Origin of the sequence: Kineococcus sp. NBC_00420, from assembly GCF_036021035.1 — a bacterium.
Classification (GTDB): Bacteria; Actinomycetota; Actinomycetes; order Actinomycetales; family Kineococcaceae; genus Kineococcus.
Window position 1 is genome coordinate 2,352,790 of record NZ_CP107930.1, and the last position, 15,983, is coordinate 2,368,772.

14 protein-coding genes are annotated in these 15,983 nt (G+C 72.9%); 4 read left to right on the forward strand and 10 right to left on the reverse strand.

Translation table 11 applies throughout. From position 1 onward, the window contains the following. Positions 1 to 5: 5 nt before the first annotated feature. The 4 genes from OG218_RS11500 to OG218_RS11515 all read left to right on the forward strand — a co-directional run bounded on the left by OG218_RS11500 (position 6) and on the right by OG218_RS11515 (position 3,728). Positions 6 to 566: a TetR/AcrR family transcriptional regulator gene (locus OG218_RS11500; RefSeq protein WP_328293357.1), complete on the forward strand. Its 561-nt coding sequence runs from the start codon at positions 6 to 8 to the stop codon at positions 564 to 566. A gap of 64 nt (positions 567 to 630) precedes the next feature. After that, positions 631 to 1,473, forward strand: coding sequence for an HpcH/HpaI aldolase/citrate lyase family protein (locus tag OG218_RS11505; RefSeq protein WP_328293358.1), 843 nt, complete (start codon positions 631 to 633; stop codon positions 1,471 to 1,473). Positions 1,474 to 1,590: 117 nt separating this feature from the next. Beyond that, positions 1,591 to 2,664, forward strand: coding sequence for a hypothetical protein (locus OG218_RS11510; RefSeq protein WP_328293359.1), 1,074 nt, complete (start codon positions 1,591 to 1,593; stop codon positions 2,662 to 2,664). A 122-nt stretch (positions 2,665 to 2,786) separates the two neighbouring features. Continuing rightward, complete coding sequence (locus OG218_RS11515) at positions 2,787 to 3,728, forward strand: hypothetical protein (RefSeq protein ID WP_328293360.1); 942 nt, start codon at positions 2,787 to 2,789, stop codon at positions 3,726 to 3,728. A 10-nt stretch (positions 3,729 to 3,738) separates the two neighbouring features. Here the strand turns inward: OG218_RS11515 and OG218_RS11520 are convergent, their stop codons facing one another. The 10 genes from OG218_RS11520 to OG218_RS11565 all read right to left on the reverse strand — a co-directional run bounded on the left by OG218_RS11520 (position 3,739) and on the right by OG218_RS11565 (position 15,773). Then, positions 3,739 to 4,812 carry a ScyD/ScyE family protein gene (locus OG218_RS11520; RefSeq protein ID WP_328293361.1) on the reverse strand — a complete coding sequence of 358 codons (1,074 nt, stop codon included), beginning with the start codon at positions 4,810 to 4,812 and terminating at the stop codon, positions 3,739 to 3,741. Between the two features lie 113 nt (positions 4,813 to 4,925). Next, entirely contained in the window at positions 4,926 to 6,227 is a 1,302-nt protein-coding gene (locus tag OG218_RS11525; protein WP_328293362.1) for a dihydrolipoamide acetyltransferase family protein, read from the reverse strand. Positions 6,228 to 6,285: 58 nt separating this feature from the next. Beyond that, positions 6,286 to 7,269, reverse strand: a complete 984-nt coding sequence (locus OG218_RS11530) for an alpha-ketoacid dehydrogenase subunit beta (RefSeq protein WP_328293363.1) — start codon at positions 7,267 to 7,269, stop codon at positions 6,286 to 6,288. Continuing rightward, entirely contained in the window at positions 7,269 to 8,438 is a 1,170-nt protein-coding gene (pdhA, locus tag OG218_RS11535) for a pyruvate dehydrogenase (acetyl-transferring) E1 component subunit alpha (RefSeq protein ID WP_328293364.1), read from the reverse strand. Before pdhA ends, OG218_RS11530 begins: the two co-directional genes overlap by 1 nt. A gap of 174 nt (positions 8,439 to 8,612) precedes the next feature. Beyond that, a complete protein-coding gene (gene hisC / locus OG218_RS11540) occupies positions 8,613 to 9,710 on the reverse strand; it encodes a histidinol-phosphate transaminase (RefSeq protein WP_328293365.1) in 1,098 nt (365 codons plus the stop codon). 5 nt (positions 9,711 to 9,715) lie between these two features. After that, complete coding sequence (locus OG218_RS11545) at positions 9,716 to 10,360, reverse strand: isochorismatase family protein (protein WP_328293366.1); 645 nt, start codon at positions 10,358 to 10,360, stop codon at positions 9,716 to 9,718. A gap of 3 nt (positions 10,361 to 10,363) precedes the next feature. Beyond that, positions 10,364 to 11,824, reverse strand: coding sequence for an MFS transporter (locus OG218_RS11550; RefSeq protein WP_328293367.1), 1,461 nt, complete (start codon positions 11,822 to 11,824; stop codon positions 10,364 to 10,366). Then, complete coding sequence (locus tag OG218_RS11555) at positions 11,821 to 13,425, reverse strand: amidase (RefSeq protein ID WP_328293368.1); 1,605 nt, start codon at positions 13,423 to 13,425, stop codon at positions 11,821 to 11,823. Before OG218_RS11555 ends, OG218_RS11550 begins: the two co-directional genes overlap by 4 nt. An 81-nt stretch (positions 13,426 to 13,506) precedes the next feature. Then, positions 13,507 to 14,595, reverse strand: coding sequence for a pyrimidine utilization protein A (rutA, locus tag OG218_RS11560; protein WP_328293369.1), 1,089 nt, complete (start codon positions 14,593 to 14,595; stop codon positions 13,507 to 13,509). Positions 14,596 to 14,714: 119 nt separating this feature from the next. Beyond that, on the reverse strand, positions 14,715 to 15,773 hold the full coding sequence (locus OG218_RS11565) for a LacI family DNA-binding transcriptional regulator (protein ID WP_328293370.1): 1,059 nt from the start codon (positions 15,771 to 15,773) through the stop codon (positions 14,715 to 14,717). Between the last annotated feature and the right edge of the window lie 210 nt (positions 15,774 to 15,983).

Genomic DNA, 15,983 nt, shown 5'->3' on the forward strand with positions numbered 1-15,983 from the left:
GGGGGATGACCACCGGACCCGTCGGCCGCCCCCGCAGCGAGTCCGCCCGCCACGCCGTCCTGCGCGCCGTCGACGACCTCCTCGTCGAGGTCGGCTACGCCGGGGTGACGATGAAGGGGATCGCGCAACGGGCGGGGGTCGGGCGCCAGACGGTGTACCGGTGGTGGTCGACGACGGCCGAGATCCTCCTCGAGGCCTGCGTGGACGACGCCCGCGAGGAACTGGCGACGGCCCCGCAACCCGACGCCCACCGCGAGGTGCACGGGTACCTGCGCCTGCTGGAGGCGTTCCTGCTGCACTCCCACGCCGGCGCCTGCTACCGCGTCCTGCTCGGGGAGACGCAGCACGACACGAGGGTCCACGACCTCGTCGCGCGCGCCGACATCCTGGCCCCGAGCGCCCGGGCCTGCCTGGAGCGGGTCGGCACGCACCTGGGACGGGACCGCCTCACCGACGACCTCCACGTCGCCGAACTGGTCGGTCCGCTCGTCTACTCCGTCCTCACCACCGGCCGCGGCCCCGACCTCGACGCCCTCACGAGCCACCTCCTCGCCGCCTGGGCGTGAGACTGGCCACTCGAACGGGCGTGGGGACGGACCCGGCGGCGCGTCGGCGCTACCGTCGGTGCCCATGACCGCTGAACGCAAGGTGCACATCGTCGAGCCCCGCTACGCGCGCACGTGGTTGCTCGTCAACGCCACCCGGACCGAGCTGTTCGACGTGGCCGCCGCCTCCCGGGCCGACCAGGTCGTGCTCGACCTCGAGGACGCCGTCGACCCGAGCCACAAGGACTCCGCCCGGGACGACGCCGTCCGCTGGCTGACCGACGGCGGAGAGGCCTTCGTCCGGATCAACGACGTGACGACGCCGCACTGGCGCGACGACGTCGACGCCCTCAAGGGTGTCCCCAACCTGCTGGGCGTGATGCTGGCCAAGACCGAGGCCGGTGAGCAGGTCGAGGCGACCTACCACGCCCTCGGCGGTCAGACCCCCGTCGTCGCGCTGTGCGAGTCCGCCCTCGGCATCGAGGAGGCCCGCGAGATCGCCTGCGCCCGGGGCACCTTCCGCCTCGCCTTCGGCTCCGGGGACTACCGCCGCGACACCGGCGCCAGCGCCGAGGACCTCGCGATGGCCTACCCCCGCAGCCGCCTCGTCATCGCCAGCGCGATCGGCAAGCTCCCCGGGCCGATCGACGGCCCGACCACGGGCGGCGGCCACCCCGAGCTGCGCGAGGCCTCCTCGGTCGGGGTCGCGATGGGGATGATGGGCAAGCTCTGCCTCGACGCCGAGCAGTCCAACGTCATCAACGAGGTCATGAGCCCCAACGTCTCCGACGCCACCTGGGCCCGCGACTTCATCGAGAACTTCGAGAAGAGCGGCGGGGTGGTCCGCGACGGGTCCGACCTCCCGCGCCTCGGCCGCGCCCGGCGCATCCAGGAACTGGCCGACGCCTTCGGGATCCAGCCGCTCTGACTCCGTCGGCAGGTGCACCGGGAATCTGAACGAACCAGCGCGATCTTCACCCGATCAGCGTAGTTTCTACCCTGGATACTACTGAGCGTCGTCCAGGGAGAACAGATGGTCACAACGATGACGCACGGACAGAAGCGGCGCTCCGGGCGGGCGGTGCTCGCGGGGACGGCACGGACGCTCGGACGCGCGGGCGCCGCCCGAGGACGGGCCACCGCCACCGCCGCCGTGCTGCGACGCACGGCCTACGGCCTCGCCACCCTCGCGCTCGTCGCGGGCTCGACGACCGCGCTCGCCGGCTCCGCGAACGCCCTGGACGCCGGCGCCCGGCCCACCCTGAAGACGGTGCGGTCCCTGCCCTTCACCGGTCACGGCGACGAGTACGGCAACGGGGACGGCGGTCGGGGGACGGTCCGGGGGAACGCCGCCGTGAGCGCGGCCTGCAACGGCGGGAACCCGATCTCCGCGCCGCAGTGGTACACCCTCGGCAAGCAGCCGACCGGTTCGCTGCGGGTCGTCGTCGACGGGGTCTGGTACCCGCGCGGGATCGACCAGTTCCCCACCGGTTCGGCCGTCGTCGACCACTGGAGCGGTGAGGTGCTGGCCTGCACGGGACAGACGCTGCCCCGGGCCAGCCGCCCCGTGGACGTGGTGGGCTTCACCACCGTGCCCTACGGCTACTCGCCCTACAGCCCGTTCGACCTCGTCACGACCATCGTCCCGGCGGCCTCCGCGCCACCGGCCAACGACGAGGTGATCGACGCCCAGCCCGTCCCGGCCCTGCCGTTCACGTCCCGCGTGGACACCTCCCTGGCCGACGCGGACGGTCCCGACCTCATCGACTACGAGCACTGCCTGCTCTCGGCGATCAACCCCGTCAAGGCCGGCACGGTCTGGTACCGGTACCGCCCGGCGAAGACCGGTCCGGCGCCCGTCGTCTCCGTGTCCCCGTCGACGAACTGGACCGCGGGCAACACCGACGCCGGGGTGGGTCTGCGCGCGGGGATCCTCGAACTGCGCCCCGACGGCAGCACCCGGCTCGTCACGAACGGCGATCCCTGGGACTGCGACACCCCCGTGCGGCTCACCAAGGGCAAGACCTACCTGATCGGCGTCGCCTACACCTGGGACGAGTACAGCGACTCGGTCCCCCTCACGGGCGGACCGATCGACGTCTCGGTGACCGCCCGCTGAGCTGCGGCCGGGTCGCCTCGTCATGATCTTCGGCAGCAATGTCACGGAAAGTGCCCGGGCGATCACCCTAACGCCGTAACTTCCTCCTGGGGAGTGACAGAGAGTCAAATCAGGGGGATCTCATGAACGCACGTCCGTCCGTCGCCGCCCGCCGCCGCACGCGGTGGTCGGGAATCGTCGTCGGGGCCGCCCTCGTCGGCGCCGTCGTGGCCGCGGCGCCGGCCCAGGCCGCCACCTCCAGCTCGACGGCGGCCACCGTGCGCACCCTCCCGTTCAGCGGCAGCGGCAGCGCGGACGGCACCGGCACCGGCGGACACGGCACGGTCCGGGCGAACCGGGCGGTGGCCGCGGCCTGCAACGACGGCCGGGCCCTCAGCGCCCCGCAGTGGTTCGCCGTCGGCAAGAAGGCCACCGGGTCCCTCGTCGCCACGGTCACCGGTAGCGGCGCGGGCACCGCGGTCATCGACCACTGGAGCGGCGCGGTCCTCGCCTGCACCGGCGGGACGGTGGCGCGCGCCAGCCGCCCCGTCGACGTCGTCGCCTACTTCAGCGCCCCGACCGGTGGCGCCCGCTTCGACGTCACGATCGCCGGACCGTCCGCGACCGCGCCGTCGAACGACCGGCTGGAGAACGCGCACCCCATCTCCGCACTGCCGTTCACGACCACCGCCGACACCTCCGCGGCCGACGCCGACGGCCCGGCGCTGAAGGACTACGAGCACTGCGAACTCTCGAACTGGTCCCCGACCCAGGGGAACACCGTCTGGTACAGCTACCGCGCGACCGCCACGGGCCCGGCTCCGGCGATCTCCGTCTCCCCCGCCACCGGCTGGGCCGACGCGGACACCCACGGGAGCTGGGCGCAGCAGGCCGGGATCCTCGAGGTGCTGGCCGACGGTGGGACCCGGCTCGTCACCAACGACGACCCGTGGGACTGCGACACCCCGGTCACCCTGCAGCAGGGCACGACCTACCTCATCGGCCTCTACTACGGCTGGGACGCCGACCAGGACAGCGTCCCGGTCAGCGGCGGCCCGGTGAAGCTCTCCGTCACCGCACGCTGACCGGGAACCCTCAACTCCGGACGAACGCCGAGCCGTCCACCCGGACGACCTGGCCGAGGTGCGCGCCGAACCCGAAGATCCCGGCCGTGCTCCACGCCGTGGAATACAGCTGACCGTCCACGACCTTCAGCGACAGCGGCATCGTCACCTGCGCCGCGGTGCGCACCCCCGCCCGGTCGACGCGGACGATCCGGCCGACGGTGCTCGGGTCGAAACCGGCCGGCGGCGGCCCGTCGCCCGCAGGCAGTCCCTCCAGGAGTTCGGAGACGTAGACCGCCCCGGAGTCCCCGACCGCCACCCCCGTCGGGGAGCTGAACCCGGAGATGGTCCCGAGGACCTTCCCGCCGAAGGGGTCGAGCACGTAGACCCGGCCCTGTCCGGGCGCCTCCCCCGAGAGGGTCGAGACGTAGAGGTTGCCGTCCGGGCCCCACGCCAGACCGGTGGGGACCGGGTCGCAGCCCGTGTGCTGCGGATCGTTGTTGGGGCGTCCCTTGCAGGCACCCGTCGTGACGACCGGCGGCACGAAGAACGTGCTCACCTTCCCGTCCGGGGCGGCCACGAGCACCGCGTTCGCCCCGGCGTCGGCGACGAAGACGCGGTTGTCGAAACCGCGGCCGGCGAGGACGGCGAACGGGTTGCTCAGCGCGTCCAGCGGAGCCCCGTCGGGTCCGAACTGCTGCTGCCCGTCGGGGTTGTTGGCGAGTTCGTAGGCCGCGAGGTCGGCGATCCTGTGCCGGGGTTTCCCGGTGACCGTCGAGTACAGCGTCGACGCGCCGGGGGTGCCCGCCTCGCCGGTGACGAAGTAGAACGTGTCGAACTTCCGGTCGACCCCCGACGGTCCGGGGATCTTGTTCAGCCGGGTGTAGGGACGTGTCCCGGGGGCGAACCCGCTGATCTCACCGGTCGAGCTCTCGGAGACGTAGAACTTCCCCGCCCAGTTCGACAGGCCCGTCGGGTCGTCGAAACCGGTCGCGACGACCGTCACCGGCGCGGGGGCCGGCGCGGCGTGGACGGGGGCGGCCAGGACCACCGAGGCGGTGGCGGCCACGAGGAACACTGCTGCAGAACGGAGGCGTTGCACCATTGCACTTCTCCTCGGTCACGGGAACCTCACAGGCTCCCTGACCGAAGAAGGTAGACCTCCGAACACCCCGGTGAGAAGACCTCACTCGGAGTGATCACCGAGTCGGTGCCGGATCAACTCCAGGTGAGCGCCCGCGCCGGGTCCTCGAGGATGGCGGCGATGTCCGCGAGCGCTCGCGAACCGCTCTCGCCGTCGAGCATCCGGTGGTCGATGGAGAGGCTGAGCGTCGCGAGGTAACGGGGTTTGATCTTCCCCTTGTGCACCCACGGCCGCTGCTGGATCTTGCCGACCGCGAGGATCGCGGCCTCGCCCGGGTTGAGGATCGGCGTTCCGGTGTCGATGCCGAACGTCCCGACGTTGGTGATCGTGATGGTCCCCTCGGCGAGGTCCTTCGGCGACGCCTTGCCCTCCCGCGCCGTCCCCGCGAGGCCGTTGAGGCGCACGGCGAGGTCCTTGAGCGACAGCTCGTCCGCGTCCTTGATGTTCGGGACGAGCAGCCCCCGCGGCGTCGCGACGGCGATCCCGAGGTTGACGTAGTTCTTCACCACGATGACCTGGTTCTTCTCGTCCCAGGTCGAGTTGATGTCGGGGTTGCGCTGCACGGCCACGATCAGGGCCTTCGCGACGAGCAGCAACGGCGAGACCTTGATCCCGGCGTACTCGGGGTCGAGCTTCAACCGCTGGACGAGCTTCATCGTCCGGGTCGCGTCGACGGTCGTGAACACCGTGACGTGCGGGGCGGAGAACGCGCTCTCCACCATGGCGGCCGCGGTCGCCTTGCGCACGCCGCGGATCGGGACGTGCCGTTCCCGGGCGTGCTGCTCGACGCGGCGTTCGGGTTCGGGGGGTGCGGTGGGGACGAGCGCCAGGACGTCGGCCCGGGTCACCGTGCCGCCGGGGCCCGTCGGGGTCGCGTCGGCCAGCACCACGCCGAGGTCGCGGGCCAGCTTGCGGACCGGGGGTTTCGCGAGGACGTGCGGGACGACGTCGCGGGCCACCGGGGCCGCGGGAACCGCGGGGACCGCCTGCGGGGCAGGCGCTTCCACGCTCGGTACGGCGCCGCGGCGGCGCCGGCCCACGGTCTCCCGGGTGCCGTAGCCGACGAGCGTCGCCCCCGACCCGCTGTCCTGCGCGGGAGCGGCTGCGGCGGGTGCGGCGGGAGCCGGTGCGGTCTTCGTCCCGTCGTCGACCACGACGATGTCCCGGCCCACCTCGACGGTGTCGCCCTCGGCGACCAGCAGTTCCGCCACCACCCCGGCGTAGGGGCTCGGCAGTTCGACGAGGGACTTCGCGGTCTCGATCTCGAGGAGGACGTCGTTCACGGCGACGGTGTCACCGGGTTTGACCTTCCACGTCACGATCTCGGCCTCGGTGAGTCCTTCACCGACGTCGGGCAGGGCGAACCGCTGGTTCAACGGAGTCCTTCTGGGGTCTCGAAGTGCGGGGGGTTCCGGGCGTCGGGGTTCAGGCGGTTCAGGCGGCGAGGGACTGCTCGACGGCGTCGAGGACGCGGTCGACGCTCGGCAGGTAGTGCTCCTCGATCCGGGCCGCGGGGTAGGGCAGGTGGTACCCGCCGACCCGCTTGACCGGCGCCTCGAGGGAGTAGAAGCACGCCTCCTGGATCCGGGCCGCGACCTCGGCACCCGGGCCGTGGAACACCGGCGCCTCGGTGACGACGACGAGCCGCCCGGTGCGACGCACCGATTCCGCCACCGTGTCGACGTCGAGCGGGGAGATCGAGCGCAGGTCCACGACCTCGAGGCTGGTGCCGTCCTCGGCCGCGGCGGTGGCCGCGTCGAGGGCGAGCTTCACCGTGGGGCCGTAGCAGACGAGCGTCGCGTCGGTCCCGGCGCGCAGGACCCGCGCTCTGTGCAGCGGGGTGACCTCACCCGGGCCGAGGTCGACGTCCACGTCGCCCTTCTCCCAGTACCGGCGTTCGGGTTCGAGGAAGACGACCGGGTCGGCCGAGGCGATGGACTGCTGGATCATCCAGTACGCGTCGTGCGCGGAACTCGGCATCACGACCCGCAGACCCGCGGTGTGGGCGAACAGCACCTCGGGGCTCTCGGAGTGGTGCTCCACGGAACCGATGCCGCCGCCGCTGGGGATGCGCAGGACGACGGGCACCGACAGCTTGCCGTGGGACCGGGCCCGGAGCTTCGCCAGCTGGGTGGTGATCTGGTTGAACGCGGGGAAGACGAAACCGTTGAACTGGATCTCGCAGACGGGGCGGTACCCGCGCAGCGCCATCCCGATCGCGCTGCCGACGATGCCGGCCTCGGCGAGCGGGGTGTCGATGACGCGGTGCTCGCCGAAGTCCTTCTGCAGACCGTCGGTCACGCGGAAGACGCCGCCGAGGGGGCCGATGTCCTCCCCCATGAGCAGCACGCGCGGGTCGCGGTCCATCGCGGCCCGCAGGCCGGCGTTGATCGCCTTGCCGATCGGCATGGTCTCCATCAGGACGCCCCTCCGACGAGTTCTCCGTGAGCTTCGCGGTCGTGCTGTTCCCAGGCCGCGAGGAACTCGTCGCGTTCGGCGAGGACCTGCGGGTGCGGTTCGGCGTAGGCGTGGTCGAACATCGACACCGGTTCGGGGTCGACGAGGGCGATGACCCCCGCGCGCAGTCGGGCCGCGAACTCGTCGGCCTCGGCGTCCAGGGCCGCCTCGTAGTCGTCGTCGAGGATGCCCTCGGAGCGCAGGTACGTCCGGAACCGGTCGATCGGGTCCTTCTCGCGCCAGGCCTCGGTCTCGGCGGAGAGGCGGTAACGGGTCGGGTCGTCAGCGGTGGTGTGCGCGCCCATGCGGTAGGTGTAGGCCTCGATGAAGGTGGGGCCACCGCCGCTGCGGGCGCGCTCGAGCGCGGCCCGGGTCACGGCGAGCACGGCGAGGACGTCGTTGCCGTCGACGAGGACCCCGGGCATGCCGGCCCCTTCGGCGCGGCGGTGCAGCGGGACGGTCGACTGGCGGGCGACGGGTTCGGAGATCGCCCACTGGTTGTTCTGGCAGAAGAAGACGACGGGGGCCTGGAAGACCGCGGCCCAGTTGAGCGCCTCGGACGCCTCGCCCTGCGAGGTGGCGCCGTCACCGAGGTAGGCGACGACGGCGGTGTCGCGCGCGGGGTCGCCGGTGCCGACGGCCCCGTCGCGCTGGACGCCCATGCCGTAGCCGACGGCCGGCAGCAGCTGCGCGGCGATCACGAGGGTGTAGGGGTGGACGCCGTGCTCGACCGGGTCCCACCCGCCGTGGTCGACACCGCGGAAGAGGCTGAGGACGTGCACCGGGTCGATGCCCCGGGCCAGCGCGGCACCGTGGTCGCGGTAGGTGGGGAAGACGTGGTCCTGGCGGCGGGTGGCCTGCGCGGAACCGACCTGCGCGCCTTCCTGGCCGCGGGTCCCGACCCACAGACCCAGCTGGCCCTGGCGCTGGAGCGCCTCGCCCTCGGTGTCGAGGCGGCGCAGCACGACCATGTCGCGCAGCAGCCCCAGGAGCTCCTCCGGTTCGAGGTCGACCTCGTGCTCGGGGTGCTCACGGCGGACGCCGTGCTGGTCCAGCAGCTGGACCATGTCGTCGTGCCGTCCGGGTACCTCGTGCTCGGCCCGGTCCGGGCCTTCCGCTGCGTCGCTCACGTGCGTCCTCCGCGTGTCGGGGGGTCGTTCGGTGCTGCCTGTGGTGCACGTCCCCGCGGCGAACCTACGGTTCCGTACGTTACGGGAGCGTACGTTACGGGTCCGTAGCTTGGGAACCGCCACACGGGGCCGAACCCGAACCCTCCCGCCACCGACCGGGCACCCCCCGGGGAGTCAGGACACGAGCGTGGCGGCCACCTCGAGGAAGCGGTCGTTGGCGGCGGTCTCGGCCACCGTCACCCGCACACCGGCACCCGCGAAGGCCCGCACGACGAGCCCCTCGGCGGCGAAGGCGTCCGCGAGCTCGAGCGCCCGCTCGCCCACCGGCAGCCAGAAGAAGTTGCCCTGCGCCGCGGGGACGTCCCAGCCCTGCTCCCGCAGCCCGGCCACGACGCGGTTCCGCTCAGCGACCAGAGCCCCCACCCGCTCCATCAGCTCCGCCTCGGCCGCGGTCTGCAAGGAGGCGACGACCGCGGCCTGCGCGATCGCGGACACCCCGAACGGCGTGGACGACCGGCGCAACGTCGACGCGACGTCCGGGTGCGCGAGCGCGACCCCGATGCGCAGGCCCGCCAGCCCGTAGGCCTTGGAGAAGGTCCGCAGCACGACGACGTTCGGGTGCTCGCGGAACACCTCGACACCGTCCGGCACGTCCGGGTCGTCGACGAACTCGCGGTAGGCCTCGTCCAGGACGACCAGCACGTCGGCCGGCACCCGGTCCAGGAACCCGCTCAGCTCACCGCGGCGCAGCGCCGGGCCCGTCGGGTTGTTCGGCGAGCACAGGATCACCAACCGGGTCCGCCCGGTGATCGCCGCGAGCATCGCCGGCAGGTCGTGCCGGGCGTCCGCGGTCAGCGGCACCTCGACCGTCGTGGCGTCGGAGATGGCCGCGACGATCGGGTACGACTCGAACGCCCGCCACGCGTAGACGATCTCGTCGCCCGGGGCGCACGTGATCTCGGCCAGCTGGGCCAGCAACCGCACGCTGCCGGTCGCCGCCGCGAGGTTCTCCACCGCGACGCCCCAGCGCGTCGCGACGGCCGTGAGCATCGCCGTGGCGGCCGGGTCGGGGTAGCGGTTCACGTCGGCGGCGGCCCGCGAGATCGCCGTCAGCACGCTCGGCAGCGGCGGGTAGGGGTTCTCGTTGGAGGAGAGCTTGAAGACCTCCAGCCCCTCACGGGCCACGGCCGGCTTCCCGGCGACGTAGGCCGGGACTCCCGCCATGTTCGCCCGCAACCGCGGAGCCGCAGAGGTGCCGGGGATCGTCGTCATGGGCGTCAGGGTACGGAGACCCCGCCCCCCACCCGCTCCAGGTAGGCCCGCGCCGTGCCCAGGTCCCACAGCTCGGCCATCTTCTGGCCCATGTCGAAGAGGTTCGCCGCCTGCACCGAGGCGTCCCGGTCCCCGCAGGCCTCGGTGACGACGACGGGCGTGAACCCGTGCTGCAGGGTGTCGAGCGTGCTCGCCCGCACGCAGCCCGACGTGCTGAACCCCCCGATCAGGACGGTGTCCACCCCGAGGGCGTGCAGCCGCGCGGCCAGGTCGGTCCCGAAGTAGGCGCTGGGGTACTGCTTGACGATCTCCACCTCCCCCGCCTCCGGGGCCAGTCCGTCGACGTAGGCGGCGAAGGGACTGCCCGGCCCGAACGCGCGCAGCCCCGGCACCTTGCGGAAGAAGACCCCCGCGTCGCTGCCGTCGGCCGCGATCGCGACCCGGGTGATCACGACGGGGACGCCGGCCGCCCGGGCGCTCGCCAGCAGGGTCCGCATGGCCTCGGCCGCCGCGAGCGCCGGCGGACCGGCGTAGACGTGGCAGCCGGGGTCGGTGTAGGCGCAGGCGGGATCCACCAGCAGCAGGGCGGGTCGCGCTCCCGGGGTGAGCCCGGCACCGAACCCGGCCCCGGCGTAGTCGTCGACGCTCATGTCTCAGGTCTCCTCGGGGGTGGTGGACGCGACGCGGGTGCTGCGCCGGACGGGGAGGGCCACGCAGGCGGCCAGGGCCAGGAAGGCGAGGACGGACAGCACGACGAGGGCCGCCCGCACCCCGTCACCGAAGCTGCCCAGCGCCGAGGGCGCCGCCGACAGCGCACCGGAGTAGGCGTCGGCGCGGTCGGCGCCGGACAGCCCTCCGGTGGCGATGCCGAGCGCCACCGCCGTGCTCAGCAGGAACCCGACGTTCTGCAGGGCCGAGCGGACACCGTTCGCGATGCCGCGCTGGGCGGCGGGGACGGTGAGCATCAGCAGGCTCGTCCCGGGGGTCATGAACAGCCCGGTGCCGGCCCCGACGGCGAACAGCCCGACGAAGACGCCGGCGTAGGCCCCGTCCGGGGTCAGCACGAGGGCGAGCAGCAACGTCCCGACCAGGACGACCGCACTGCCGGCGGTGACCATCGTCCGGGCCGCCACCCGCCCGACGAGGTTCCCCGCCACGACCGCCGCGACGGTCGTCCCGAGGGCGAGCGGGCTCACGAGCAGGCCCGCGGCGAGGGCGTCGTGGCGGCCGGTGGACTGCAGGACGAGGGAGGCCAGGACGACGACGGCGTACTGCGCCGCCGCGTTCAGCAGGACCGCCGCGTAGAGCGGGCCCCGCATGCGGTGCACCAGGACGCCCAGGTCCACCAGGGGCGAGGGGCGCCGCCGTTGCCGCGCCACGAAGAGCACCCACAGCAGGGCCGCCACGACGCCGCAGACCACCGCCGGGCCGACCCCGTCGAAACCCGTCGCCGCGAGGACGTCGGGCGAGAGCGTCAGCAACGTCGCGGCCAGGGCGAGCGCGGACAGCACCGCCCCGACGCCGTCGAAGCGTTCCCGCGGGGCGGTGCTGCGGGCGGTCCGCGGGAGGACCGCGGCGGACCAGACGAGGCCCACCAGGCAGATCGGCAACGTCACCAGGAACGTGCCGCGCCAGCCGAGCAGGGTCGTCGCGGCCCCCCCGGCCAGCGGGCCGATCGCCTGCGTCACCGCCGCGACGGTCGCGTTCAGCCCCAGCCCCTTCCCCAGCGACGCGGCGGGGAAGGTGTCGGTCAGCAGCGCCGTCGTGTTCGTGACCAGCGCGGCCGCCCCCACGGCCTGGACCGTCCGTGCGGTGATGAGGAGTTCCGGACCGGACGCCAGCGCGCAGGCCGCGGTGGCGAGGGTGAACACCACGTAGCCCGCGAGGTAGAGCGGGCGGCGCCCGACGATGTCCGCGAGCCGGCCGATGGCGAGGATCAGGGCCGTGGTGACGAGCATGTAGGACAGCAGGACCCAGCTCGACTGCGCCGCGCTCGCCCCGAGTTCCCGGGCGATCGTCGGCAGCGCGACGTTCACCCCGGAGATGTTCAGGAACACGGCGACGACACCGGTGCTGGTGGCCGAGAAGACCGTCCAGGGGTTGCGCGGGCTCACGCCGGCACGACCGCCACGAGGCCGGGCGGGGCGGCGAGGTGGTGTTCGGTGACCGACTGGAAACCCACCCCCACCCCGAGCAGCACCGCCTCCGCGAAGGGGCGCGCGACGAACTGCACGGCCACGGGCAGGTCGTCGCGGCCGCGGCCGGCGGGGACCACGAGGGCGGGGAAACCCGTGAGGTTGAACGATGAGGTGTTGCGCGGGACGATCTCCTGCAGCGGGACGCGCTCGCCGTCGACGTCGGTGCTGAGGTCGTCGAGGTGCGGCGCGGTCGTCCCGACGCCGGGGGTGAGCAGGACGTCCACCCCCGCGGCGTCCATGACCGCGAGCTGCTCGCGCTGGGCCACGGCCCGTCCGCGCAGCGCCCGCAGGTAGTCCGCCGCGCTGGCGGCGGCACCGCGGCCGAGGCGTTTGCGGGTTCCGGCGTCGAAGAGTTCCAGGCGCTCGACGTTCGCCTCCTGGGTGGCCGTGAGCTCCCCCGAGAGGACGACCAGCGCGTCGGCGTACGCGTCGCCGGCGGTGGGGAGGTCGACGTCCACGACGAGTGCCCCGTGCGCGCGCAGGACCTCGACGGCGGCGTCCACCGCGGCGACGACGGCCGCGTCGCAGCGTTCCTCGAACCAGCCGCGGACCCGGCCGATCCGCCGGCCCACCAACCCGCTCTGCGCCCAGACCTGGGCCGGTCCGACGCGGGGCACGTCGTGGGCGGCGGTCGGGTCCGACCCGTCCGGGCCGGTCACGACGGACAGCACCAGGGCGGCGTCGGCCGCACTGCGGGTCATCGGACCCACGTGGTCGAGCGTCCACGACAACGCCGCCACCCCGGTGCGGGGGACCAGACCGTGGGTGGGTTTCAGGCCGGTGATCCCGCACAGCGCGCTGGGGACGCGCACGGAACCCCCGGTGTCGGTGCCGAGGGCGAAGGGCAGGACGCGAGCGGCGACGGCCGCGGCGGAACCCGTCGAGGAACCCCCGGTCCAGCGGCCCGGCCGCCACGGGTTCTCGACCGCACCGTAGCGCGCGTTGACCGCGAGCCCGCACGCGAACTCGGTGGTCGCCGTCATGACGACGGGGATCGCCCCCGCGGCCCGCAACCGGGCCACGACGGTCGCGTCGCTCGTGGCGACGCGGTCACCGGTCTGGTGCGAGCCGCAGGTCACGACCGTTCCGGCGACGTCCACGATGTCCTTGACCCCGAAGGGGATCCCCTCCAGCGGGCGGGCCTGTCCGCTCGTCCAGCGCCGGGAACTCTCCCGCGCCGCCTCGCGGGCCCCGGCGCAGACGGCGAGGAACGCCGTGGGGGCGGGACCGTCCGGACCGGTCGCGGCCAGGACGTCCTCGACCACGACGACCGGATCGGCACCGCCGGCGGCGTAGGCGCGCAGCAACCCGGCGACGCCCAGCGTCCCCTCGGGGGGCTCCGGCACCGGACCGGTGGCGGGTTCGGGGCGGGGAGCCGTGCGCAGGAACTCCTGTGCTGCAGCCGGTTCGGGGACCTCCACCGAGGGTGACGCGGGGTGCGGGCGGGCCCGGCGACCGGCCAGCAACCCCTGGAACTCGACGTCGGACGCCGCCTCGGTCCTCAACTGCTCGAGCAACGCCCTACCCCGTTCGATCGATCGGACGTGCTGGTTCCTGGTGCCGGTTCTCGTGCTGGTTCCTCGGGCCGGTGTTACGGGTCAGGCCGTGGCCGGTGAGGGGGACGGGATCTGCGCCCGGCTCCGCATGAGGGGCTGGATGCGTTCACCGAAGTCGTCCATGCCCCCGAGGAAGTCGTCGAAGGTGAGCATGATGCCCTTGACCCCCGGGACCTGCGCGACCTCGTCCAGCATGCGCGCGACGGATGCGTAGGAACCCACGAGGGTCCCCATGTTGAAGTTCACGGCCCCCTCGGGCAGGGCGATGGTCTTCGCGGTGGAACCCTCACCGGCGGTGGCGTCGGCACCGGCCTCGTCGGCCTGGTAGTTCAGCGCCGCCAGGTCGGCGTTGTCGTGGTAGTCGTGCCACTTCGCCATCGCGAGTTCGTCGGTCTCGTCGGCGATGACCATGAACAGGGCCAGCGCACCGGAGTCACGACCCGAGGCCGCGACGGCCTTGACGTAGCGTTCAGCGGTGTCGCGCATGGCCTGCGGCGTGTTCACACCGGTTCCGAGCAGGAAGTCGTAGTCGGCGTGCTCGGCGGAGAACTGCATGCCGGTGTCGGACTGCCCGGCCGCGACGATGTCGATGTGTCCGGGCTTCGGCGACAGGACGCAGTCGTCCATCCGGTAGAACTCGCCCTCGAGGTCGCTACGACCCGTCTCGGTGAGTTCCCGCAGGACCTGGACGTACTCCCGGGCGCGCGCGTAGCGGTTCTGGAAGTGCTCGTCTCCGGGCCAGACGCCCATCTGCGTGTACTCACCCGGAGCCCACCCCGTCACGATGTTCACCCCGATGCGGCCGGGGGCGATCGAGTCGATCGTGGACACCATGCGGGCGACCAGCGCCGGCGGCAGGGTGAGGATCGCGGTCGAGGCGTAGAGCTTGATCTTCTCGGTGACGGCGGCCAGGCCGGCCATCAACGTGAACGACTCCAGCGCGTGGTCCCAGTACTCCGTCTCGCCGCCGAACCCGCGCAGTTTGATCATCGACAGCGCGAAGTCGAAACCGTACGCCTCGGCCTTCTGCACCACCTGCTTGTTCAGGTCGAACGTGGGCATGTACTGCGGGGAGGACTTGGAGATCAGCCACCCGTTGTTGGCGATGGGGATGAACACGCCGATGTCCACGAGGAACCTCCTGGTCGTCTGCTGCAGCCGTGACTGCGAATGTACGAGGGCGGTGTTGCTCGCTCGTCTCGCTCAGGTGAACGCTGTGTTTCGCCGTCGTCCCCGTCCCCCCGGGCGCGTCAGCGGCGCGTGGAGCCGCGCTCGACGAGCTCGACGCCGAACTCGCGGACGAGGTGCGGGGCGTCGGGGTCGGCCATCCGGGCGAACAGCGCGTCGGCCGCGACCCGGGCCATCTCGACCAGGGGCTGGCGCACCGTGGTGAGGTCGATCATCGACCAGCCGGCCCAGTCGAGGTCGTTGTAGCCCACGACCAGGAGGTCCTGCGGAACCCGCAGCCCCAGACGCCCCGCGGCGTCGAGGACCCCGAGGGCGATGTAGTCGGTGTGGCCGAACACCGCGTCCGGGCGCACGTCGGCGGGCACGTCGAGCAGCTCGAGGGCGGCGGTGAGCCCGGAGGCGGGACTGACGGGCCCGCGCCGGACGTGCGCCGGGTCCACGGACACCCCGTGCCGGCCCAGTTCCTCGGCGAACCCGGCGGCCCGCCGGGTCAGGCTGGGGTTGTCCTGCGGACCGGCCACGACCGCGATCCGGCGCGCTCCCCGCTCCCACAGGTGCCGCGCGACGAGTCGCCCACCCCCGACGTTGTCGGAGGTGATGCGGTCCACCCGTTCGCCGAGCTCGCCGTCGACGTCGCGGTTCAGCACGACGAGCGGCAACCCCACGTCGACGAGCTCGGCGACCGCCGCGGAGTCCGTGCGCGCCGACAGGTAGACGATGCCGTCGACCAGTCCACCCCGCAGGGAGTGGAGGTCCTCCTCGAAGCGTCCGGACTCCTCGTCGTGGTCGGCGAACAGCAGCACCCGGTGCGCGCGCGCGTGGAACTGCTCCTGCAGCGTCTGCACGAGCAGCGGGAAGGAGGGGTTGCGCAGATCCCCGGAGACGATCGCGATCGTCGCCGTCCGGCGGGTGATCAGGCTGCGGGCCGAGAGGTTCACGACGTAGCCGAGCTCGCGGGCCACCTGCCGGACGCGCTCGCGCGTCTGCGGGACGACGCGGGTGTCCCCCCGCAGGGCGCGGGAGACCGTGGACTGGGAGACGCCCGCGGCCCGCGCGACGTCGTAGCCGGTCACGGGCCCGCTGCGGGCGGTCTCGGCCGGGGTGACTGCGGAGTCGCTCACGGTACGGATCCAACCAGCGACCTCCCCCGAACACCGCTCCAGGACCGCGACCGCGCGGCGCAATGAGTTCGATCACTTCGGCGAAACGCTCGGGAAACAATTGCGGTTGACTCTGTCAACGTCACGTCATCACCACTCGACCCACGCTGGAGAGGTACCGCCCGTGTCCGACGCCCCTGGAACGACTCCCCTCGAACTGGTCGCCTTCGA

Excerpts from the sequence above, each read along its gene's own strand:
- hisC (WP_328293365.1), bottom strand. The coding sequence starts at position 9,710 with ATGACGACGATCCCCGGCACCTCTGCGGCTCCGCGGTTGCGGGCGAAC.
- OG218_RS11500 (WP_328293357.1), top strand. The coding sequence starts at position 6 with ATGACCACCGGACCCGTCGGCCGCCCCCGCAGCGAGTCCGCCCGCCAC.
- OG218_RS11515 (WP_328293360.1), top strand. The coding sequence starts at position 2,787 with ATGAACGCACGTCCGTCCGTCGCCGCCCGCCGCCGCACGCGGTGGTCG.
- OG218_RS11530 (WP_328293363.1), bottom strand. The coding sequence starts at position 7,269 with ATGGAGACCATGCCGATCGGCAAGGCGATCAACGCCGGCCTGCGGGCC.
- OG218_RS11510 (WP_328293359.1), top strand. The coding sequence starts at position 1,591 with ATGACGCACGGACAGAAGCGGCGCTCCGGGCGGGCGGTGCTCGCGGGG.
- OG218_RS11505 (WP_328293358.1), top strand. The coding sequence starts at position 631 with ATGACCGCTGAACGCAAGGTGCACATCGTCGAGCCCCGCTACGCGCGC.
- OG218_RS11520 (WP_328293361.1), bottom strand. The coding sequence starts at position 4,812 with ATGGTGCAACGCCTCCGTTCTGCAGCAGTGTTCCTCGTGGCCGCCACC.
- OG218_RS11545 (WP_328293366.1), bottom strand. The coding sequence starts at position 10,360 with ATGAGCGTCGACGACTACGCCGGGGCCGGGTTCGGTGCCGGGCTCACC.